The 21,414-nt window shown below is 70.7% G+C and carries 17 protein-coding genes; 8 read left to right on the top strand and 9 right to left on the bottom strand.

The annotated features are described in order from the left end of the window. Positions 1-13: 13 nt before the first annotated feature. A complete protein-coding gene (locus tag GPA03_RS13980; RefSeq protein ID WP_156252656.1) occupies positions 14-952 on the bottom strand; it encodes an aldo/keto reductase in 939 nt (312 codons plus the stop codon). Between the two features lie 89 nt (positions 953-1,041). Here GPA03_RS13980 and GPA03_RS13975 point away from each other — a divergent pair, with 89 nt between their 5' ends. From GPA03_RS13975 to GPA03_RS13955, 5 genes are read left to right on the top strand one after another with little or no spacing between them, the layout of a single operon-like run. Beyond that, a complete protein-coding gene (locus GPA03_RS13975) occupies positions 1,042-1,815 on the top strand; it encodes a DeoR/GlpR family DNA-binding transcription regulator (protein WP_156252655.1) in 774 nt (257 codons plus the stop codon). After that, positions 1,812-2,930, top strand: a complete 1,119-nt coding sequence (locus tag GPA03_RS13970) for a four-carbon acid sugar kinase family protein (RefSeq protein ID WP_156252654.1) — start codon at positions 1,812-1,814, stop codon at positions 2,928-2,930. The genes GPA03_RS13975 and GPA03_RS13970 overlap by 4 nt, the downstream gene beginning before the upstream one ends. Beyond that, positions 2,927-3,943 (top strand): 4-hydroxythreonine-4-phosphate dehydrogenase PdxA, encoded by a 1,017-nt coding sequence (gene pdxA, locus GPA03_RS13965; RefSeq protein ID WP_156252653.1) that lies wholly within the window; start codon positions 2,927-2,929, stop codon positions 3,941-3,943. Before GPA03_RS13970 ends, pdxA begins: the two co-directional genes overlap by 4 nt. 33 nt (positions 3,944-3,976) lie before the next feature. Beyond that, complete coding sequence (locus GPA03_RS13960) at positions 3,977-4,870, top strand: aminoglycoside phosphotransferase family protein (RefSeq protein ID WP_206673571.1); 894 nt, start codon at positions 3,977-3,979, stop codon at positions 4,868-4,870. Positions 4,871-4,901: 31 nt separating this feature from the next. Further along, positions 4,902-5,687, top strand: a complete 786-nt coding sequence (locus GPA03_RS13955) for a hypothetical protein (RefSeq protein WP_156252652.1) — start codon at positions 4,902-4,904, stop codon at positions 5,685-5,687. A 10-nt stretch (positions 5,688-5,697) separates the two neighbouring features. On the opposite strand, the gene GPA03_RS13950 is transcribed toward GPA03_RS13955, so the two are convergent. The 4 genes from GPA03_RS13950 to GPA03_RS13935 all read right to left on the bottom strand — a co-directional run bounded on the left by GPA03_RS13950 (position 5,698) and on the right by GPA03_RS13935 (position 12,091). Next, positions 5,698-6,861, bottom strand: coding sequence for a Gfo/Idh/MocA family protein (locus tag GPA03_RS13950; protein ID WP_156252651.1), 1,164 nt, complete (start codon positions 6,859-6,861; stop codon positions 5,698-5,700). A gap of 11 nt (positions 6,862-6,872) precedes the next feature. Then, positions 6,873-8,231 (bottom strand): cryptochrome/photolyase family protein, encoded by a 1,359-nt coding sequence (locus GPA03_RS13945; protein WP_162458376.1) that lies wholly within the window; start codon positions 8,229-8,231, stop codon positions 6,873-6,875. Between the two features lie 39 nt (positions 8,232-8,270). Continuing rightward, a complete protein-coding gene (locus GPA03_RS13940) occupies positions 8,271-10,220 on the bottom strand; it encodes a penicillin-binding transpeptidase domain-containing protein (protein WP_156252650.1) in 1,950 nt (649 codons plus the stop codon). Positions 10,221-10,393: 173 nt separating this feature from the next. Continuing rightward, a complete protein-coding gene (locus GPA03_RS13935) occupies positions 10,394-12,091 on the bottom strand; it encodes an MDR family MFS transporter (protein WP_156252649.1) in 1,698 nt (565 codons plus the stop codon). A 91-nt stretch (positions 12,092-12,182) separates the two neighbouring features. On the opposite strand from GPA03_RS13935, the gene GPA03_RS13930 reads away from it, so the two are divergent. From GPA03_RS13930 to GPA03_RS13920, 3 genes are all read left to right on the top strand, one after another. Beyond that, the gene (locus GPA03_RS13930) at positions 12,183-12,797 is read left to right on the top strand and encodes a TetR/AcrR family transcriptional regulator (RefSeq protein WP_156252648.1); all 615 of its coding nucleotides are present in this window, start codon (positions 12,183-12,185) and stop codon (positions 12,795-12,797) included. 150 nt (positions 12,798-12,947) lie between these two features. Continuing rightward, positions 12,948-14,699, top strand: a complete 1,752-nt coding sequence (locus GPA03_RS13925; protein WP_156252647.1) for an ABC transporter ATP-binding protein — start codon at positions 12,948-12,950, stop codon at positions 14,697-14,699. After that, entirely contained in the window at positions 14,696-16,777 is a 2,082-nt protein-coding gene (locus tag GPA03_RS13920) for an ABC transporter ATP-binding protein (protein ID WP_421958421.1), read from the top strand. The genes GPA03_RS13925 and GPA03_RS13920 overlap by 4 nt, the downstream gene beginning before the upstream one ends. A gap of 6 nt (positions 16,778-16,783) precedes the next feature. Here the strand turns inward: GPA03_RS13920 and GPA03_RS13915 are convergent, their stop codons facing one another. The 4 genes from GPA03_RS13915 to GPA03_RS13900 all read right to left on the bottom strand — a co-directional run. Then, the gene (locus tag GPA03_RS13915; protein WP_156252646.1) at positions 16,784-17,836 is read right to left on the bottom strand and encodes a Gfo/Idh/MocA family protein; all 1,053 of its coding nucleotides are present in this window, start codon (positions 17,834-17,836) and stop codon (positions 16,784-16,786) included. Further along, a complete protein-coding gene (locus tag GPA03_RS13910; RefSeq protein WP_162458375.1) occupies positions 17,836-19,119 on the bottom strand; it encodes a sulfatase family protein in 1,284 nt (427 codons plus the stop codon). The genes GPA03_RS13915 and GPA03_RS13910 overlap by 1 nt, the downstream gene beginning before the upstream one ends. Next, positions 19,116-20,747 carry an extracellular solute-binding protein gene (locus GPA03_RS13905; RefSeq protein ID WP_156252644.1) on the bottom strand — a complete coding sequence of 544 codons (1,632 nt, stop codon included), beginning with the start codon at positions 20,745-20,747 and terminating at the stop codon, positions 19,116-19,118. The genes GPA03_RS13910 and GPA03_RS13905 overlap by 4 nt, the downstream gene beginning before the upstream one ends. A 56-nt stretch (positions 20,748-20,803) precedes the next feature. Further along, a partial coding sequence (locus tag GPA03_RS13900; RefSeq protein WP_156252643.1) for a carbohydrate ABC transporter permease occupies positions 20,804-21,414 on the bottom strand: 611 nt, incomplete at its 5' end.

The following is a 21,414-nucleotide window of genomic DNA, read 5'->3' as shown; positions in this document are numbered from 1 at the left end:
CGACCCTTCGAGGTCATCGGGCGTAGGAGGGCGCGGCGTCCTGGACACCCTGGGTGCGCCGGCGCACCTCGGCCTGCAGGTCCTCGGGCAGCGGACCGCGTGCGAGCGCGGCCAGGTTGCTGCGCACCTGCTCGGGCGTCGAGGCGCCGACGACCACCTGGGCGACCTGCGGGTGCGAGCAGGTCCACCGCAGCGCCAGCTCGGCGAGCGGCATGCCCGCCGCTGCCGCGAGCTCGGTGAGCTGGTCGACGACCGCGAGGAACTCCTCGGTCCAGTACCGCCCGCGGTACATCTCCGCGAGGAGCGAGTCGGCGAACCGGCCGCCCTGGGGCGTGGACCCGGAGCGGTAGCGGCCCGAGAGCAGCCCGCCGGCCAGCGGGTTGTAGACCACGACCTCGACGTCTCGCTCCTTCGCGAACGGCAGGAAGTCGATCTCGAGCGTGCGCGCGATGGGGTTGTAGAGCTGCTGCGCCCGAGCCGGTGCGGCCACCCCCTGCGCGCGGCACTCCGCAGCGAGCTCGGCGATCTGCCAGCTGGCGTGGTTCGAGGTGCCGAACCGGCTCGCGAGACCGGCGGCGATCACCTCGCCCACTCCCGCCACGGTCTCCGCCAACGGCGTGTCACGGTCGGGCTTGTGCAGGTAGAGGGTGTCGAGCCGCCGCCCGAGCTTCTCGACGCTGACCTGCGCGCACCGGACGATCTCCGTGCGGGAGAGCGGCCCGCCCGCGACCGGCTGCTGCATCCCGACCTTGGAGGAGACGCGCACGCGCTCGGGGAGTCGCGCCACGATGCGCCCGAGGATCTCCTCGGTCCGGCCCTGCGCGTAGGTCACGGCCGTGTCGAGCTCCGTCACACCGAGCTCGACGGCGGTGCTCACGATCTCGCTCGCGCCCGCCTCGTCGACCGTGTCGCCGAAGGGCATCGTCCCGAGCGCCGCCTCGTCCATGAGCATCCTCCGACGGTGTCGTCATCGCTACGCAGGCCGCGCAGAACGCGCAATAACCTACCAGGAGAATGCGCGTTCTGTGCGACACTGGCGCCATGGCCCGGAAGACCGACGTGCGGCGCGAGCAGATCGTGAGGCTGGCCTCCGACACCGGGCTCGCGAGCGTCGACGAGCTCGCCGCACAGCTCGGTGTCACGCCCTCGACGATCCGCCGGGACCTCGCCCAGCTGAGCACGGCGGGCCGCCTCGCTCGCACCTACGGCGGCGCGATCGCTCCGCACGCGCACCTGGAGAGCTCGCTGCGCGAGCGTGAGCGGGAGGGCTACGCGGCGAAGTCCGCCATCGCCGGCTGGGCCGCGGCCCAGATCGAGCCGGGCGAGACGATCCTTCTCGACGCCGGCTCGACCACCGCGCTGCTCGCGCGCCGCCTTCCCGAGGACCTCGACCTCACGGTGGTGACCGCGAGCATCCCGGCCATCACCACGCTGCAGGCACGAGGCGACCTCGAGCTGATCTCGCTCGGCGGCCGGCTGCGTGCGCTGTCCCAGGCGTTCGTCGGCCCGCTGACCGAGCTGGCGCTGCAGCGGCTCACCTTCGACCGCATCTTCCTCGGCGCCGACGGCGTCGCTGTCGACGGCGCGATCTGCGAGGCCGAGCTCGACCAGACCAGGCTCAAGGAGCTGCTGGCCGGGCGCTCGCGCGAGGTGTACGCGCTCGCCCACTCCGCCAAGCTCGGCCGGGCACCCTTCAACAGCTGGGCGCGTCTCGACGGCGAGTGGACCCTGGTCACCGACAGCGCGGCCGATCCTGCCTTCACCTCCGCGTTCGCGACCGGCGGCCGCAGCGTGGTCACGGTCGACCCGGCATGATTCCCGCGCACGTCTGGGCCGACGATCTCACCGGCGCCGCCGAGGTCGCCGACCTCCTCGCGCTCCGCACCGGCCGCACCGTGGTGCTCTCGCTCGACGGCGCCCCCGGGCCGGCGGGCGCGATCGTGGTCCACGACCTCGATCTGCGCCACTCCTCTCGTGCGGACGCGCACACCGTGATCACCGCGCGGCTCGCGCGGATCGCGCCGAGCGAGCGCGTGTTCGTCAAGCTCGACTCCCAGCTCCACGGCCCGGTCGCGGGCTACCTCGCCGCGATGGTCGACGGCGGTCGCCGGACCCTTCTCAGCGCCGCCAACCCTGCCTTGGGCCGGGTCACGAACGGCGGCGTCCACCGGGTCTCCGGTCCCGATGGCGCCAGCACCCGTCTCGGTGACCTGCTGGCGGGCGTCCGGCACCGCGTGGTCGATCGAGACACGCTGGTGCCGTTCGGTCCCGCGCCCGCGGTCCTGGCAGCCGATGCCACCGACCAACGAGACCTCGACGCCCTGGCGAGGATCGCCGTCGACCATGGCCTCGACCTCGCGGGCGGGGCGGCGCTGCTGGCCGCCCTGCTCGAGGGCGGGCACCTCCCGCCCGCGCCTGCTGCCGGTGCCAGCAACCGCCCGGGCACGGACCGCGCGTGCCTCGTCGCCGTCGTCGGGAGCAGCGAGCCCGCAGCACGCGCACAGCTGGACGCCGTGCGCCGGCGCGCGGACGTCCTCACCCTCGACGTCAGCCCGGGCCGTGTCCCGGCGGCGATCGCTGCTGCCGACGCCGCCCTGGCTACCAGCCGGGACGTCGTGCTCGCGCGATCGGCGGCCGGAGGTGCTGAGGATCTCGCGGCGCTGGCGCACGCGGCGGCTGCGGTGCTCGCCGACCGCGACCCGGCGGCGACCTCGACCCTGCTCACCGGTGGCCACACCGCGCGACTCGTGCTGGATCGGCTGGGCGTGCGGACGCTGACCGCCGTGCCCGACCGGCCCGGCGCCGTCGTCAGGCTGCGTGCACCCTCGGGCTTGACCATCTTCACCAAGCCCGGCAGCTACGGCGGCACGCACGCTCTCGCCGACCTGCTCGACTCCCTCCCGCCCGCCTCTCACCAGGAGCTCCGATGACCCAGACCAACGCCGCCGCACCGATCGCGGTCACGATGGGCGACCCTGCGGGCGTCGGCCCCGAGGTGTGCGCAGCTGCGCTGGTCGATGCCCAGGTGCTCGCCGCGTGCACGCCGGTGCTGATCGGTGACACCGGTCGGATGCGCCGTGCGATCGAGCTGATGGGGGTGCAGGCCGAGGTCCACGAGATCAGCTCCCCCGACCAGGCGCAGCCCGGTCCGCACCGGATCGAGGTGCTGCAGGTCGGCGAGCTGCCGGCCGACCTCGCATGGGGTGCGGTCAGCCCGCTCGCCGGGCACGCGGCCTACCGGTACATCGAGGAGGCCGCGAGGTACGCCGTCGCTGGTGCGGTCTCGGCGATCGCGACCGCACCGATCAACAAGGCCGCGCTGCACGCCGCCGGGCACGTGTTCCCCGGCCACACCGAGCTGCTCGCGCACCTGACCGGCACCGAGGAGGTGTCGATGATGCTGACGACGCCCCAGCTGCGGGTCATCCACGTCACCACTCACATCGGGCTCGTCGACGCGATCGAGCGCATCGACGCTCCGCTGGTCGAGCGCACCGTGCGCCGCGGCATCGAGGCGCTGCAGCGCGCCGGCATCGAGCGCCCGCGCGTGGGCGTGTGCGCCATCAACCCGCACGCCGGCGAGAACGGGCTGTTCGGCCGCGGCGAGGAGGCCACCAAGATCCAGCCCGCCATCGACCGGCTGCAGGCCGAGGGCCTCGACGTGCGTGGACCGCTGCCCGCTGACACCGCCTTCTACCTCTCCAGCCGGGACGAGTTCGACCTGATCGTGGCGATGTACCACGACCAGGGCCACGGCCCGGTGAAGGTGCTCGGCATCGAGGAGGGCGTCAACGTCACCGTGGGGCTCCCGGTGATCCGCACCTCGGTGGACCACGGCACCGCCTTCGACATCGCCGGCCGGGGAACCGTGATGCCCGCGAGCATGGTGCAGGCACTGCTGCAGGCAGCGGACCTCGCAGCCAGTGCCGCGGCCGTGAGCTGAAGGCGCCGCCCCCCCCCCGCTACCGTGGTGGACATGGCCCGCATGCCCGTGGCGGAGGTGGAGGTCACGCCCGAGCTGGTGCGTGACCTGCTCGCCGACCAGCACCCCGACCTCGCCGACCTCCCGATCACCGTGCTCGCGAACGGCTGGGACAACGTCATGCTCCGACTGGGTGACGACCTGCTCGTCCGCGTGCCACGGCGCCAGCTCGCAGCGGTGCTCGTGGAGCACGAGCAGGCTTGGCTCCCGGCGCTCGCCCCGCGACTGCCGACGGCGATCCCGGCACCCGTGCGCACCGGTCGCCCCGCGCTGGGCTTCCCCTGGTCGTGGTCGGTGCTGCCCTGGCTGCCCGGGCGACCGCTCGCGCAGGTACCGATGAAGGATCGGGGGCGCTCCGCCGTCGAGCTCGGTCGGTTCCTCGCCGCTCTGCACGTCCCCGCACCCGAGGACGCGCCGGAGAACCCGGTGCGTGGCGGGCCGTTGAGGTTCCGGGAACCGCTGGTGACCGAGCGCGTCCAGCGACACGCGCCCGCGGACGCCGAGCGGCTGCTGACGCGATGGCGGGCGGAGGTCGCCGAGCCGGATCCGCCCGGTCCGCCGCTGTGGGTCCATGGTGACGTGCACGCCCTGAACGTGCTGCTCGACGGCGAGGCACTCGCCGCCGTCATCGACTGGGGTGACATCACCGCGGGTGATCCGGCGTGCGATCTCGCGATCGCGTGGAACGGGTATGACGTCGAGGCCGGAGCGGCGCTGCGCGCGGCCTACGACGCCCACGCCACCCACCACCTGGACCTCGCGCTGCTGTGGGACCGCGCGCACGCGTGGGCGCTCCACTTCAGCATGGTGCTGCTCGAGTCCTCCGACGACCACCCCGAGCTGGCCGCCGTCGGACAGCACGGATTGTTCCGGCTCCTCGAGTCGTGAGTTGTGCGACGCCAGGCGCGATACTCACCCGATGACCGTTCGACGCCTCACCACCGCGACACTTGCCTGCCTCGCCACCCTGACCCTCGCCGCCTGCGGCTCCGGGGTGGGAGGCGGCTCCACACCCGCGCCGGACGAGAACGCCACGATGACCAGCGAGCCGGCGCCCGAGCCGAGCGAGACGCAGGAGCCGAGCGAGGCCGTCGCCCTCCCCGAGTGCGAGGGGTTCCTCTTCGAGAGCGGCGCCGAGATCGCCGGCCAGGTGCTGGCGGACTGCATGGCGGCGGCCATGTTCGCCGCGGGCTCCGGCTCGCAGATCGTCAGCAGCAGCGACGGCAGCACCTCGCACGTCGACTTCGAGTGGACGCCACAGTTCTCGATGTACTCCCAGGGCGACGCGTCGTTGGTCGTGAAGAGCGACGACGGCTGGGTCCAGATGGACGGGCGCTGGGTGCGGGGCGACCAGGGCTCGAGCGATCCCGAGGAGGCGCTGGCGGGCGGGGTCGTCGAGCTCGCACGGTTCTTCGGTGACCCGCGGGTGATGACGAGCGCCTGGACCCAGACCGCATGGGAGCTCGTGGACCAGCGAGCCGTGCCGGCCACCGGCGCGGTCTCCGAGACGGCGTGGCTGCTCGAGCCGCAGGGCACCTTCGAGATGCTGGGTGTCACGGTCAGCGAGGCACAGCTGTGGCTCGGCACCGACTACCTCGGCGTCTACTACGTGGGGACCGGCACCTTCGGCGGCATCAGCGCGACCACCAGCAACACGTTCACCCAGTGGGGCGACCCGGTCGAGATCCCGGACCCGGGGGTCTGACCAGGGGCGGTCAGCGCCGCTGGTGCGCGGCGAAGTAGGCAGCGACCTCGGCGGGCACCGGAGGGATCGGTTGCGGCGCGCTGCCGCTGCGGAGCGAGGCGGCACCGGCCACCCCGGCGGCGACCGCGTCGCGCGCGGCCACGGGCGAGGTGTCGGTCGGGGCGCCGGTGCGCACGAACTCGACGAACTCCGCGACCGTGCGCGGGTCGGCGCCACCGTGACCACCCTCGGAGAGCTCGATCGGGTACTGCACGTCGCCGCGCTCGGAGTACCCCGTGCGGCGGTTCCACACACGGATCTCCCCGCCGGCGGCGTCGCCCGCGTTCTCCAGCCGCCCCTCGGTCCCGATCACGGTGTAGTTGCGCCAGTAGTCGGGCGTGAAGTGGCACTGCTGGTAGCTGATGAGCACACCGTTGTCCAGGCGCCCCATCACCATCGAGATGTCCTCGACGTCGATCACCGGGTTCATCTCGGTCTGCGACAGCGGCGGCCAGCTGTCGTAGGAGTGCCAGTCGGTCATCACGCGGTCGCGGTTGTCGCGCCGGTCGGTGATCTGGCCGTAGATCGCGAGATCGCCGATGCCGACGACCTCCCGGGTCACCGAGCCCGCCAGCCAGTGGATGACGTCGAGGTCGTGCGCACCCTTCTGCAGCAGCAGGCTCGTGACGCGGGCACGCTCGGCGTGCCAGTCCTTGAAGTAGTAGTCGCCGCCGTCACCCACGAAGTGGCGGCACCAGACCGCCTTCACCTCGCCGATCTCGCCGCGCTCGATGATGGCCTTCATCTGCCGCACCACCGGCATGTGCCGCATGTTGTGGCCCACATAGAGCTTGGTGCCGGTGCGCTGCGCCACCTGAAGGATCCGGTCGGCACCGTCGATCGTGATCGCGATCGGCTTCTCGAGATAGACGGCCACGCCCGCCTCCAGCAGCTCGACAGCCACTGCCTCGTGCGTGTCATCAGGGCTCAGCACGATCGCGGCGTCCAGGGCCTCGCTGGCGAGCATCTGCGCGACCGACCCGAACCGCTGCACCTCCCGCCCGATCACCGCGGCGAGCCGCTCCGATGCCGCCGGGTCCGGGTCCGCGAGCGCCACGACCTGCGCGCCCTGCAGGTGGCCCACCAGGGCGACCCGCGCGCCGGCGCCCACCACGCCCACCCGTAGCTCCGTCATGCAGGTCCTCCTCAGGCGCCGCGTGCGGCGTGATAGCGGTGAAGCGCCTCGCGGCGCTCCTCGGCGTGGTCGACGATCGGGGCGGGGTAGCCCGCGGGCGGACCCCCATCGGCATCCCAGGGATGATGTACGACGGCGGCCGGCAGGTCGGCGAGCTCGGGCACCCACCGTTTGACGTAGGTGCCGTCAGGGTCGAACTTCTCTCCCTGCAGCACCGGGTTGAACACCCGGAAGTACGGCGCGGCGTCGGTGCCGGTCCCGGCGACCCACTGCCAGCCGTGCTGGTTGTTCGCCAGGTCACCGTCGATGAGATGGTCCATGAAGTGCGCGGCTCCGCGGGTCCACTCCTGATGCAGGTCCTTGACGAGGAACGAGGCCGCCAGCATCCGCACCCGGTTGTGCATCCAGCCCTCCTGCAGCAGCTGCCGCATGCCGGCGTCCACGATCGGGTAGCCGGTCTCACCCCGCTGCCAGGCCCGGAAGGCGGTGTCGGCGTCCGCTCCGGTGTCGAACGCCATCGAGGCGAGCTCGTCGTGGAGGTACCCGTGTGCCGAGCCGGGCCAGAAGTGGAGCACCGCGCCGTAGAACTCGCGCCAGGCCAGCTGGCGCCGGTAAGCCTGCGCACCCTCGCTGCGCAGGCGGCCGAGGTCCGCGAGCATCGTGCGCGGATGGATGGTGCCGAGCTTGAGGTGCGGCGACATCCGGGAGGTGGCGTCACGATCAGGGCGGTCCCGGTCCTCCTGGTAGCCCTGCACGTCCTCGTCGAGGAACTCCTGCCACCGCTGCCGCGCCGCCGCCTCGCCCGCGCCGGGCAGCGTGGCCTCGTGGGCCGGTTCCTCCGGCAGCTCCTCCGAGGGCGCCGAGCGCCAGCTGACCGCGGCGGGGTCCGACGGCGCGGGCGCTCGCCACCCGTGGTCGCGCCAGGCCGAGAAGAACGGTGTGAACACCTGGTAGGGGTCGCCGTCGGGCTTGGTCACCCGGCCGGGAGCGACGGCGTACGGGGACCCCGTGGGCACGAGCGGCACCGTGAGCGCGCGCGCCACCCGCTGGTCACGGCTCGCGCCGTACGGGCTGAAGTCCGCACTGATGTGGACGGCGTCGGCACCCACCTCGTCGACCACCGCCGGCACCACCTGCTCGGGGCGGCCGGTGCGCAGCACCAGGATGCCGCCGTGCTCGGCGACCTCCTCGGCGAGTGCGCGCACGGCGCGCAGCAGGTACGCGACGCGGGGCGCCCCGCCGTCGAGCAGGCGCGGGTCGAGCACGAACATCGCGAGCACCTCCGCGCCCTCGGCGGCCTCCAGGAGCGCGGGGTGGTCGCGCAGCCGCAGGTCACGGCGGAACCACAGCACACGAACCGGCAGCGACATCCGCTCACGCTAGCGTCCGCACCCGGAGAGCGGAAACGCTCAGCCGGCCTCCGCCCAGTCGGTCTCCGCGGCGAGGGTGAGGAAGTCCTCGATGATGGGACCAGCGGTCGCGGTGCCGTAGTCCCCGACCTCCACGAACACGGCGACGGCGAGGTCGCCCTGGAACGCGATCATCCAGGCGTGCGTGGCGGGCGGGTCGTCGGTGCCGTACTGCGCGGTGCCGGACTTGGCGCCCACCGGGTCGCCGGGCACGTCCTGCAGGAACGTCGAGCTGCCGCTGCTCACCACGCCGTACATCAGCTGCTGCAGCTGGGTGGCCTCGGCGGAGGTGAGCGGCGCCGCGGCCGGCTCCGGCGGCGCGGCGTCCTCCGTCGTCACGAGCACCGGCGTCACGGTCTGCCCCGCCGCCACCGATGCGGCCAGACCGGCCATCGCCAGCGGCGACACCAGCACACCGCCCTGGCCGATGAAGTCGGCTGCGTGCGTGGTGCCGGTCGCGTCCGCCGGCACCGTCCCGGAGAAGTAGGGGAACGGCCAGCTCACGCCCTCCGGCATCGCGGCCCCGATCCCGAGGCTCGCCGCAGCGGCATGGAGATCCGCCGCCGAGACCTGCTCGTGCTGCGCGATCAGCGCGGTGTTGCACGACTGCGCGATCGCCTCGCTCAGCGGGATCGTGCCCACCGAACCGGCCGGATAGCCGGGGTAGTTCTCGAACTCGTAGCCCTCCACGGTGAGGGTGGGCGTGCACTCGACCTCGGAGTCCGGCGTCAGCCCCGCCCGCAGCAGCGCGAGCGCCGTCGCGATCTTGAAGGTGGACCCGGCCGGGTACTGACCGACCGTGGCCGTGCTGAAGCCCTCGCCGGCCGGGCCGGAGGCTGCGGCGAGCACCGCACCCGTGGATGCCTGGATCGCGACGATCGCGCTCGGCGAGGTGACGCCGGCCAGCCGGTCCTCCGCGTACGCCTGCAGCGTGGTGTGCAGGGTGGTCTCGAGGTCGGCGCCGTCGACCGGGTCCGAGCTGGACAGCTCCACCTCACCGGCCGCACCGGTGAGCGTGACCTCCATCCCGGGGGTGCCGCGCAGCTGGGCGTCGTACAGGCGCTGCAGACCCGAGAGCCCGACGACGTCCCCTGCCTCGATCTGTCCCTCCGAGCCCTCGATGATCTCGGCCGTGGCCTCTCCCACCGAGCCGAGGATCGGTCGCGCAAAGGTCGGGGTGGGGGCGAGCAGCATGAGGTCGTCGACGATCAGCACGCCCTGCATGACACGCAGCTCGTCCACCGAGTAGGTGTCGGCCTCGCTGCTACGGATCGTGATCGCCACGACGAACGCCTTCTCGCCGGCACCTGCCACGCGGTCGACGTAACCCTGCACGTCGTCGAGCGCCAGTGCCTCGCCGAGGGCCTGCGCCGCCGCTTCGTAGTCGGCCGCGGCGAGGTTCTGCTTGTCGATTCCGATCCGCATCACCGGGCGCTCCTCGACGAGCACCTCACCCCCGAACCCGGTCACGTCGCCGCGCTCACCGATCACCCGGCTGATCGCGATCGTCGACTCCTCGTCGGCGTCGGGATGCAGCACGCCCGGGTGCCAGACGGCGGTCCAGGCCTCGCTCTCCCCGCTCGGCACCAGCTCGAGCCTGGCGGCGGAGCTGAGCACGAGCGGCTCGGTGTCCTCGCCCATCTCGAACGTCCACGTCAGCGCGACGTCCCGCAGCGTGTCCGTGCCGCCGTCGGCGTCGGCGACCTCCGTGATCTCTCCCGCGGTGACCTCGCGCGGGAACTCAGCCAGATCGCCGAGCAGCGTGGTGAGCTGCTCGGCGGCGAGCGCCGGGTCCGCCACGGGTGCGCCGTCGAAGGTCCCATCGGTGAGGTCCGCCGCGAACGCCTCGGCCACGGGGCCCGGTTCGGGGTCGGAGGCGCTGCAGGCAGTCAGACCGATTCCGGCAGCGAGCACCATCGAGGCCAGGCCGGCGAGACGTCGTCGGGTCATGCCCGCCACCCTACGGAGGTCCCGAGGCCCGGGAGCCGAGCGGCACACACCCGCGCGAATCCTTCACAGTGCGTCCGCGACGGGCCGCCGACTCAGGTCTGGGCGCGCCTCGGACCACCACTGTGTGCACGCACGGGTGGGGCCGGGCAGCACACCGCGGGAAGCAGAGGCGCTCAGGTGCGCGCGCGCTCGCGCGGGTCGAGATCGTCCGCGGCCTCGTCGGTGACGTCGACATCGACGAGGTGCGCCGCCTCGGCTGCGACCTCGGCGACCGCCGGGGACTCGCCGGGCTCCTCGGGCTTCGGGCTCTCGTGCAGGGTCTCCCGCAACGGGATCGCCTTGATGAAGAGCGTGGCGACGGCCGCGATCAGCACGATCGGGATCGCGACGACGAACACCTGGTGGAGGGCGTCGGCAAGGCCCATCCGGATGGCGTCCTCGACGGCGTCGGGCAGTCCGGCGAGCACCGTGGGGTCGAGCACCGCGTCGATGCCGATCTCGGTGCCCTCGGGCATCTGAGCAGCTGCGGCGGGGTCGAGGTGCTCCACGATCGAGGACTGCAGCCGCCCCGCCATCACGGTGCCGAGCACGGCGATGCCCACGGTGCCACCGGCGGACCGGAAGAACTGCGTGGCCGAGGTGGCGATACCCAGGTCGCGATGCTCGGCGGTGTTCTGCACCACGAGCGTGTACGTCTGCATCGTGGCGCCCAGGCCCAGGCCGAGCACCACCATCGCGAGCGTGAGCTGAGCGTAGGAGCTGCCGTAGTGGAGCTGGGTGAGCAGCCCGAACCCGGTGAGCATCAGCACGGTGCCCGCGACCATGAAGGCCTTGTACTTGCCGGTGCGGGTGATCAGCACGCCGATCACCATGCTGAGCACGATCATCGACAGGCTCATCGGCATGACGATCGCGCCGGAGCTGGTGGCATCGGCCTTCAGCACGCCCTGGGCGTACACCGGGATGTAGAAGATCGCGCCGAACATGCCCATCGCCACGGTGAGGCTCGCGATGTTGGAGGCCGTGAAGGTCCGGTTGCGGAACAACCGCAGCGGGATCACCGGCTCGACCGCCCTGCGCTCGATCATCACGAAGGCCACGAGCGCGACCACGCCGACCACGTACAGCCCGACCACGTTGAGGTGGCTCCACGGGTACGTGGTGCCGCCCCAGGAGGTGGCGAGCAGGATCGCGACGAGCGCGACCGTCAGCGTGATGATGCCCCAGACGTCGATCACCGCCTTGCGCGGGGTGTGCGGCAGGTGGAGGTTCTTCACGATGAAGACCAGACCGACCAGGCCGAACGGGATACCCACGAAGAACAGCCAGCGCCAGCCGAAGTTGTCGGTGATGACGCCACCCGCCAGCGGACCCGCGATCGAGCAGATCCCGAAGACGGCGCCCATGATCCCCTGGTACTTGCCACGGTGCCGCGGCGGGATCAGGTCGCCGATGATCACCTGCGACAGCGGCATCAGCGTGCCCATGCCCAGGCCCTGGATCACGCGAGCGCCCACTAGCCACCAGAAGTCCTGGGCGATACCGCTGAGGACCGAGCCGGCCATGAAGACCACGAGCCCGGCGATGTAGAAGGGCCGGCGGCCGTAGAGGTCGGAGAGCTTGCCCACGACCGGGACGACGACGGCGCTCGCCAGCATCGCGGAGGTCGCGAGCCAGGAGTAGTGCTCCATCCCGCCGAGCTCGGCGACGATGATCGGCAGCGCCGGCGAGACGATCGTCTGGCTGATCGCCGCGACGAACATGCCGATCATCAGCCCGATGAAGACCGCGCGCGCGGCCGGGCTCAGCTGGAAGGGCGCCGGCGCGGTCGGGGCCGCGGTGTCGCGCCCGGGGCGCGTGCTGGAACGCATGGTGACGGGCTGTCCTCTCGAAGACTCCATGCAGCGTACGCCAATCTTGCACACACTGCAAGATTGCAGTCGATGCAGTACGATGTCAGCTATGACACAGCTGGTCGAGGCGTCGGAGCCCGGGCTGCGCGAGCGCAAGAAGCGGGCCACCCGGCGCGCCTTGCAACGTGCCGCCCTGCGGCTGGTGGCCGAGCACGGTCTCGACGACGTGACCGTGGAGCAGATCGCCGCCGAGGCCGATGTCTCCGCCCGCACGTTCTTCAACTACTTCGGCACCAAGGAGGATGCGCTGTCGGCCATCGACGCCGAGGCGGTGGACGAGAACTGCGCGGCCCTCGCCGCGCGTCCGGCCGACGAGCCGCCGCTGGTCTCTCTGCGCGCCGTCTTCGTGGCCCGCGCCGAGGAGGTCGCCGCCGACACCGAGTTCTGGCGCTACCGCGCCGCGGTGGCGAAGGCCTACCCCGACGTGTTCGCACGCGTGCTCAGCGCGTCGATCGCCTCGGACTACAAGGTCGCCGCGGTGCTGGCGGAGCGGATGGGCGTGGATCGGCACATCGACCCGCGCCCCGGCCTGCTCGTCGGCGCCGCCAGCGTGGCCCGCCGCACCGCGATGCACGTCTGGCTCGCCAACGGTCAGGACCGCCCGCTGGTCGAGGTCCTCGAGGAGTGCTTCGACAGGATCGCCGCGCTCGACCAGATCGACTGAGCCTGCGGCTGTCAGCCCCGCCTACGCCGAGCGCGAACGCGTGCGGATCTCCACCTAATTGACGATGCGTCATGTCGGAGGGCGGGTCTAACCTCAACGACGCAACTCGCGCTCAGCCCTGCCTTGTCCGCCCTCGTCGAATCGCACCCTATGAATCTGCTCCGACTGTCCCTGCGCTATGCGGCGCCCTACAAGAGCTGGGTCGCGGCCGTCGTCGTGCTCCAGCTCATCTCCACGATCGCCGCGCTCTACCTCCCCAGCCTGAACGGCCGCATCATCGATGAGGGCGTCAGCACCGGCAACACCGACCTGATCTGGGACCTCGGCCAGCAGATGCTGATCTGGTGCGGCGTGCAGGCCGTCACCGCGATCGCAGGCATCTACTTCGGCGCCAAGACGGCGATGGCCGTGGGCCGCGACATCCGCCGCGGCATCTACAGCAAGGTCGACAGCCTCGGCGCTCTCGACATCTCCTCGATCGGCACCGGCTCGCTGATCACCCGCAACACCAACGACGTCCAGCAGGTGCAGATGCTGGTGCTGCTGACCCTGAACTTCATGGTCACCACCCCGATCATGTGCATCGGCGGCATCATCATGGCGCTGCGCGAGGATGCCGGGCTGTCCTGGCTCGTGTGGGTCTCCGTGCCGGTGCTGTTCCTGATCGTCGGCCTGCTGGTGCGCGTGCTGCTGCCGCTGTTCCGCCAGATGCAGGACCGGATCGACCGCATCAACAGCGTGACCCGCGAGCAGGTCGTCGGTCTGCGCGTGATCCGGGCGTTCGTTCGGGAGCCGTTCGAGAAGGAGCGGTACGCCGCCGCCAACGCCGACATCACCGACACCTCGATCCGGGTCGGCAACGTGTTCGTGCTGATGTTCCCCTCGATCATGATGGTGCTGCACATCGTCACCGCCGCCGTGCTCTGGTTCGGTGGGTTCCGGGTCGACGAGGGGCAGATGGACGTCGGTCAGCTCAGCGCGTTCCTGCAGTACGTGCTGCAGATCCTGGTCGCCGTGATGATGGGCACGTTCATGGTGATGATGGTGCCGCGCGCGATCGTGTGCGCCGAGCGCATCGAGGAGCTGCTCCACACCGAGTCATCGATGCCGGTCCGTGAGAGCGATGTCGTCGAGGCACCGGACGTCGACATCACCGTGGGCCGCGTCGTGTTCGACCACGTCACCTTCGGGTACCCGGGCGCTGAGCGCCCGGTCCTCGACGACATCGCGTTCGTCGCCGAACCGGGCACCACCACGGCGATCGTCGGCTCCACCGGCTCCGGCAAGACCACCTTGGTCAAGCTGATCCCGCGCCTGTTCGACCCCCAGTCGGGCTCGGTGAAGATCGACGGCGTGGCTGTCGACACCCTGACGCGTCACCAGATCGCCGGGCTGGTCGGGCTGGTCCCCCAGAGCCCGTACCTGTTCTCCGGGACGGTCGCGACGAACCTGCGGTTCGGCAACGCGCAGGCCACCGACGACGAGCTGTGGCACTCGCTGGAGGTGGCGCAGGGCGCCGACTTCGTCCGCGAGAAGACGGGCGGTCTCGACGCCAGGGTGTCGCAGGGGGGCACCAACGTCTCGGGCGGGCAGCGCCAGCGGCTGTGCATCGCGCGGGCCCTGGTCGCCCAGCCCAAGGTGTACGTGTTCGACGACTCGTTCTCAGCACTCGACGTCGCGACCGATGCGCGGCTCCGTGCCGCGCTGGGCGAGGCCACCGGCGGTGCGACCGTGATCATCGTCGCGCAGCGGATCTCCACGGTCCAGCAGGCCGACAACATCATCGTGCTCGACGACGGCAAGGTCGTCGGTCAGGGCACGCACGACGAGCTGCTCGAGAGCAACGAGACCTATCGCGAGATCGTCGATTCCCAGATGAGCATCGAAGGAGCCGGACGATGAGCGCGAACGAGCCGAACGCCGTCGCTGTGGCCGAGGAGGGCACGGAGGACGAGGTCGAGTTCACCCCCGGTGCCGATGACATGGGTGCCTTCGGTGAGGGCGCGGCACCGCGCAAGCCGAAGAACTTCTGGCCCTCGGCCAAGCGGCTCTTCGGGTTGCTCGCTCCGCACAAGGTGAAGTTCGGGATCGTGGTGGCGCTGGTTGCCGCCTCGGTGGTGCTGACCGTGATCGCGCCGCGGATCCTCGGCCAGGCGATGGACGTCATCTTCGACGGCGCGATCGGCCGCTCCCTCGGCGACTTCGCCGGGATGGACATCGCACAGGTCGTCGAGATCCTGCGACAGCAGGGCCAGGAGGACCTGGCGGACATGCTCGAGGGCGCCGCCGGGATCATCCCCGGGCAGGGGATCGACTTCTCGCGGCTGGCCGAGCTGATCGGGATCGTGCTGGCGCTGTACATCGTGGCGTCGGTGCTGATGTGGGCGCAGGGCTACATCCTCAACCGCATCGTCATGGATGTCATCTACAACCTGCGCAAGGACATCGAGGACAAGCTGCACCGGCTGCCGCTGTCCTACTTCGACACCCGTCAGCGCGGCGACCTGATGTCTCGTGTGACCAACGATGTCGACAACATGCAGCAGGCGCTGCAGCAGGCGTTCAGCCAGCTGGTGCAGTCAGCGCTGCAGGTGATCGGCATCGCCGTGATGATGTTCATCGTGTCCTGGCAGCTGGCGCTGCTGGCGCTTATTGCGCTGCCGCTCTCGGCGATCATCGCGGGTGTGATCGGGTCACGATCGCAGAAGCTGTTCACCCAGCAGTGGAAGAGCACGGGCGAGCTGAACGGGCACATCGAGGAGTCCTACTCGGGCCTCGAGCTGGTGCGCGTGTTCGGCCGCGACAAGGAGATGCTCGAGGAGTTCGACAAGCGGAACGCCACCCTGTTCTCGAGCTCGTTCGGCGCGCAGTTCGTCAGCGGCATGATCATGCCGCTGATGCAGTTCGTGAACTACCTGCAGTACGTGCTGATCGCTGTCGCGGGTGGGCTACGGGTCGCGTCGGGGACCCTCACGCTGGGTGATGCCACCGCGTTCATCCAGTACTCGCGCGAGTTCGCGCAGCCGCTCGGTCAGATCGCCGGCATGGCGAACATGCTGATCTCCGGTGTGGCCTCGGCCGAGCGCACGTTCGAGCTGCTGGACGCCGACGAGCAGGAGCCCGACACGGCGGAGGCGCACCTGCCCTCGCGTACCGATGGCCACGTGGAGTTCGACGACGTGTCGTTCTCCTACACGCCGGACGTGCCGCTGATCGAGAACCTCTCGTTCTCGGTGGAGCCGGGGCAGACCGTCGCCATCGTGGGCCCGACCGGAGCCGGCAAGACCACCCTGGTCAACCTGGTGATGCGCTTCTACGAGCTCGACGGCGGTCGCATCCTGCTCGACGGCGTCGACACCACGAAGCTGAGCCGCGCCGAGCTGCGCGGTCAGGTCGGCATGGTGCTGCAGGACACGTGGCTGTTCGACGGCTCGATCATGGAGAACATCCGGTACGGGCGTCTCGACGCAACCGATGAGGAGGTCATCGCCGCGGCCGAGGCCACGATGGTGGACCGCTTCGTGCGGCAGCTCCCCGAGGGGTACGAGACCGAGGTCAGCACCGAGGGCGGGTCGATCTCGGCCGGTGAGCGGCAGCTGATCACGATCGCGCGGGCGTTCCTGGCGAACCCCTCGCTGCTGATCCTCGACGAGGCCACCTCGAGCGTGGACACCCGCACCGAGCTGCTCGTGCAGCACGCGATGGCTGCCCTGCGCACCGACCGCACCAGCTTCGTCATCGCGCACCGGCTCTCCACGATCCGCGACGCCGACACCATCCTCATGATGGAGCACGGCCGGATCGTCGAGCGCGGCTCGCACGACGAGCTGCTCGAGGCGAAGGGCGCGTACTACAACCTGTACATGACCCAGTTCCTCGGCGGGCGCGAGGAGCCCGAGACCGAGGTCGCCATGGCTGGCGGCGCGCCCGCGGGTGACTTCGCACCCGCCCCGGCCGAGGATGCGCCGCCTCAGGGCTGAGCTCGCTCAGACCGATGCCGGCCCCTGCTCGTTCACGAGCGGGGGCCTGCGTCGTCCCACGACGGCTTGCGCTGTAGCGGCCAAGGCGGCGCGGGTCGCGGCGACGCCGTCCCGCCCGCTCGGCAGCTGGTGATCCTCGCCCCGCAAGGCCTTGGCCAGCTCCGCGTACATGCCGCCGAACGACTTCTCGTGCGCCCACCCGAGATCGTGGGTGCCCGCACGGTCGACGAGCAGGAAGTCGCGGTCGTCGCGTCGGTAGCGGATGACGCCATCGGTTCCGATGACCTCGTACGTGAAGGTCTTGGGCACGGCCGGCGCCCGGTGCCCGTAGGCCACACTGATCTCCACCATCACCTGCGCACCACCGCCGCTCAGGTGTGCCGTGATGTGCTCCGGCGCATCCACGCCGTCGAGATCGTCGAACCAGACCCCGGTCGCGTGGTCCACGGCCAGGTCGGCATCGAGCCACCATCGCGCCAGGTCGATCTGGTGCACGCCGCAGTCGACCAGCGGCCCGCCCTCGAGCATCCGACCGACTCGACGCCCGTTCACCCCCGTCCGCGCCTCTCGGTCCGCGAACACCCCGTGCAGGTCCCACAGGAACACCATCCGCAGAGCGCGCACCTGCCCCACCGCACCTGCGGCGACCAGCTCGTGGATGCGCCGGGCCACCGGCGAGAACCGGTAGGTGAACCCCACCCACAGCGCGACTCCGGCCGCCTCCATCCGGTCCACCATCGCCAGCGAGGTCGCCTCGTCGACGGCGAGCGGCTTCTCGCACAGCACCGGCACACCTCGCTCGGCGGCCCACGCGACGTTCTCCGCGTGCACCCCCGCGGGCGAGGTCACCACGAGCGCGTCGATGTCGGGCATCTCCTCGAGCGTGCGCACACGGGCCACGCCGTCCGGCACCGACACCTGCGCCAGCTGCTCCGGCGAGACGTCGCACACCGCGACCAGCTCCAGCCCCGGCTCCGCCACGATGGCCGGCAGGTGCCCGTACCGCGCCACCTCTCCGCAGCCGACCAGACCGACCCGGCCGGGTCTGGTCGTGGTCATCACCGGCTCCCGGTGGTGACGACCGGCACCGGGACCGGGCCGCGTAGCAGGGCATCGTCCGTCGAGCACAAGAAGCTCTCGAGCCGTTCGCGCAGGTCGAGCAGGACCGTCTCCACCCGCGCGTCGTCGACCAGGTTGACGCTCTCCCCGGGGTCGGCCTCCAGGTCGTAGATCTCCTCCGGTGGTCTCGGTGCCAGATGCGCATCGCCCATGCCGCGCCGCGTGGGCGACGCCTCGAGGTCGGGCGGCAGGTCGAGCAGCGGCCTGGGCTCGAAGTTGCGGATGTACTTGTGCGAGTGCGTGCGGACCGCCCGGATCGGGTCGTAGTCGGCGTGATAGGTCTTCTCGAGGAACACCTCGCGCCGTGACGCCGGGAAGCCGCTGCGCAGGGTCGACGCCACGCTGACGCCCTGGACGTCGTCGGGCACGGGGATCCCGACGAGGTCCAGCAGCGTCGGGACGACGTCGACATGGCTGACCAGGCCGGTCTCCCGACGCGGTCCGGACGCCCCGATCCCCGGCGGGACCCGGATCATCAGCGCGACATGCACGCCAGGGTCGTAGAGCGTGCTCTTGGCGCGCGGGAAGGGTGCACCATGATCGGTGGTGAACACCACGATGGTGTCGTCGTCCAGCCCGTTGCGGCGCACGGCATCGAGGATCACGCCGAGCCCACGGTCGGCGACCCTGATCGACCCGTGGAAGGCGGCCAGATCCTCTCGCGTGTGGTCGTTGTCCGGCAGGTACCCGGGAACCGTGAGCTGGTCCGGGGAGTCCGGCGGGTAACGGTCCGCCGGCCAGTCGCGGTGCACCTCGAACATGCCGCAGACCATCAGGAACGGCTGATCGTCGGGTCCTCGATCGTCCAACCATCGCGCAGCGGCGTCCGCGACGTCGGGCGCTCGATGGCTTCCCTGGCTGAGGCGTTCGGCGAAGCCCAGCCGATCGCCGTCGGCCGACTCGTGCTGCAGCCCCACCAGCACGGTGCGATACCCGGCCTCGGCCAGGTGCATCGGCAGCGGCCGTTCGCCCTCGCTGTACTCCCACCCTCGATGGGTCAGCCCCTGCAGGCCGTTGCTGTGGGGATAGCGCCCGGTCCAGAGCGCGCCGCGCGCGGGGCTGCACAGCGGGCTGGTGCTGAAGCACCGCTCGAACACGGTGGACTGCTGCGCGAGCGCATCGGTGTGCGGTGCCTCCACATCATGCCCGTACGCAGGGAGATGGGTGCCGAGGTCGTGCCAGTGCACGACGACGATGTTGGGTCGGCGCATGCTGCCGGTCACGCCTGGTTCTGCTCGTAGGCCTCGGTGAGCTCGTCGCGGATCTGGTCGCCGCCGTCGCTCTTCCATCGCTTCACGGCCTCGGTCCACGCCGACACCGGGCTTCTGCCCGCGAGGATGTCGGTCTGGACGTCGCCGAGCGCACCCCCGATCTGCGAACCCTTCCGCGACTCGGTCTCGGAGAACAGGTCGGAGGCGGGGTTGGCGATCGCGGTCGGCACCAGCGCCGACTGGACGTCGTACATGGTCTGCGCGACGTCGGGCTTGCCCGGCACGTAGTTGACCCATGGGCCCTCGCCGATGTACTTCAGACCCAGCTGCGACTCGCTCTGCCCCTTGTCGTTGAGCACCGGCTCGCCGTCGACGAGGTCGTGGTGCACGCCCTCGAGGCCGTAGTTCTTGAACAGGTGCTCCTCGCTTCCGAACGGGGCCGCGAGATAGTTGAGGACATCGAGCAGGGCTTCCGCACGATCGGCGGAGTCGATGCTGACGCCGGTCAGGTTGTGGGTCGCCGGCCCCAGCCAGATCGGGGCGGCACCACCGCCGTCGATCGCAGGAGGGACCACGATGCCGAGCCGCATGTCCCCCGCTGCCGGCCGCATCGCCAGCGTGGGCCAGGCAGCGTACGTTCCCTCGAACATGCTCGTCGTCCCGCCGACGACCCAGGTCTGCCGCTGCTGGTTGTCCGCCGAGGTGGTGTCCGGGTGGACCAAGCGCTCTTCGACGAGTCGCCGACCCTGTTCCAGCGCCTCGAGCTGACGTTCGTCCTCGTTGGCGCTGATGAGCACGCCGTCGTCGCCGACCGACCAGCCGTTGGCGATGCCGTGCGCCTGTCGGATCAGCTGCATCGGCACGTTCGACAGGGCCCAGGTGTTCCCGCCGGTGAGCTCACGGAAGATGGCGACGAGGTCCTCCCAGGTGGTGACGTCGCCGTCGATGCCCCGGGCCTCCAGCACATCGTCCCTCCGGTAGAGGGCCGGGCTGCTCTGCGCGCCGCGGGCGATCGGCACACCGTAGATACGGCCGCCGTACACGCTCGACTTCCAGCTGTCGGTGGGGATGTTGGCGAGGAACGGGTAGTTCTCGATCGCGTCGCCGCTGAGCAGGTCGGTGAGGTCGGCGGCACGCTCGCGCAGCAGCGCAGGCAGCCCGGGGATCCCGCCGGGGAAGAAGGTGAACAGGTCGGGGAGCCGGTCGCCGGCGACCGTGGTCTGGAACCGGTCGGTGAAGTCGCCGCTGGGCACCAACGTCACCGACAGGGTGAAGCCCAGCCGCTCGTTGAGCTCCTGCCAGAACGCGTTCTGGTCCATCGAGGGCGGCACCGGGGTGTTGGTCAGCGAGAAGACACCGACATCGGCACCGTCACCGGGAGGACCTGACGTCACCGCCTGCGGGTCGCTCGGGTACCGCAGCATGGTGTCGCTGACGCCGTTCTCACCCACGAGATCGGGCACGAAGCCTTCGTAGGGAATGTACGTGGGAAGGGCGACGGTGCTGTTCTCGGCCTCGGGCCCGGTGTCGCCGCGGCCCTCGTTGCTGCATGCCGAGAGCGTGCCGCCGAGGGCGGCCAGTCCGCCCATGGCCAGGGTGCCTTGGAGCAGTCGACGGCGGGCGATGGGTGTGGATGACATGGGGGTTCCTCCTGAGGGGTTTCCGGGCGCGGCTGTGCGACCCGGGTGGGGTGGGGTCAGCCTTTGACGGCGCCGGTGAGCATGCCTTTGGCGAAGTGGCGTTGCAGGAAGGGGTAGATGATGAGGATGGGGATGATGGAGATGACGAGGATGGCCATCTGGATGGTGGTTTGGGGTGGGAGGGTGGTTTCGGCGCCGAGTTCTTGGGCTCCGAGTTGGGTGCCGTCCACGACGTAGGTGCGCAGGACGAGTTGTAGTGGCCATAGGGCGGAGTCGGAGAGGTAGAGCATGGCGTTGAAGAAGGCGTTCCAGTAGCCGACGCCGTAGAAGAGGCCGACGACGGCCAGGACGGGGCGGGCCAGGGGGAGTCCCATGTGCCAGAAGAGTTGCCATTCGCCGGCGCCGTCGATGCGGGCGGAGTCCATGACTTCTGCGGGGAGGCCGACGAAGAAGGCGCGGACCACGATGACGTTGAATGCTGAGACCGAGGTGGGGATGATGATGGCCCAGAGGGTGTCGAGCAGGCCGAGTTGTTGGACCACGAGGTAGCTGGGGATGATGCCGGGGTTGAACAGCAGGCTGATGAGTACGAGCAGCAGCAGGGGTCGGTTGCCGATGGTGTGGCGGCGTGAGAGGGCCCAGCCCAGCATCGCGGTCAGGGTCAGGC

It is taken from the genome of Pseudactinotalea terrae, assembly GCF_009733845.1.
In the GTDB taxonomy this organism is placed as follows: Bacteria; Actinomycetota; Actinomycetes; order Actinomycetales; family Beutenbergiaceae; genus Pseudactinotalea; species Pseudactinotalea terrae.
Note: the sequence above shows the minus strand (reverse complement) of the source record. Positions and strands in the feature narration are given on the sequence as shown.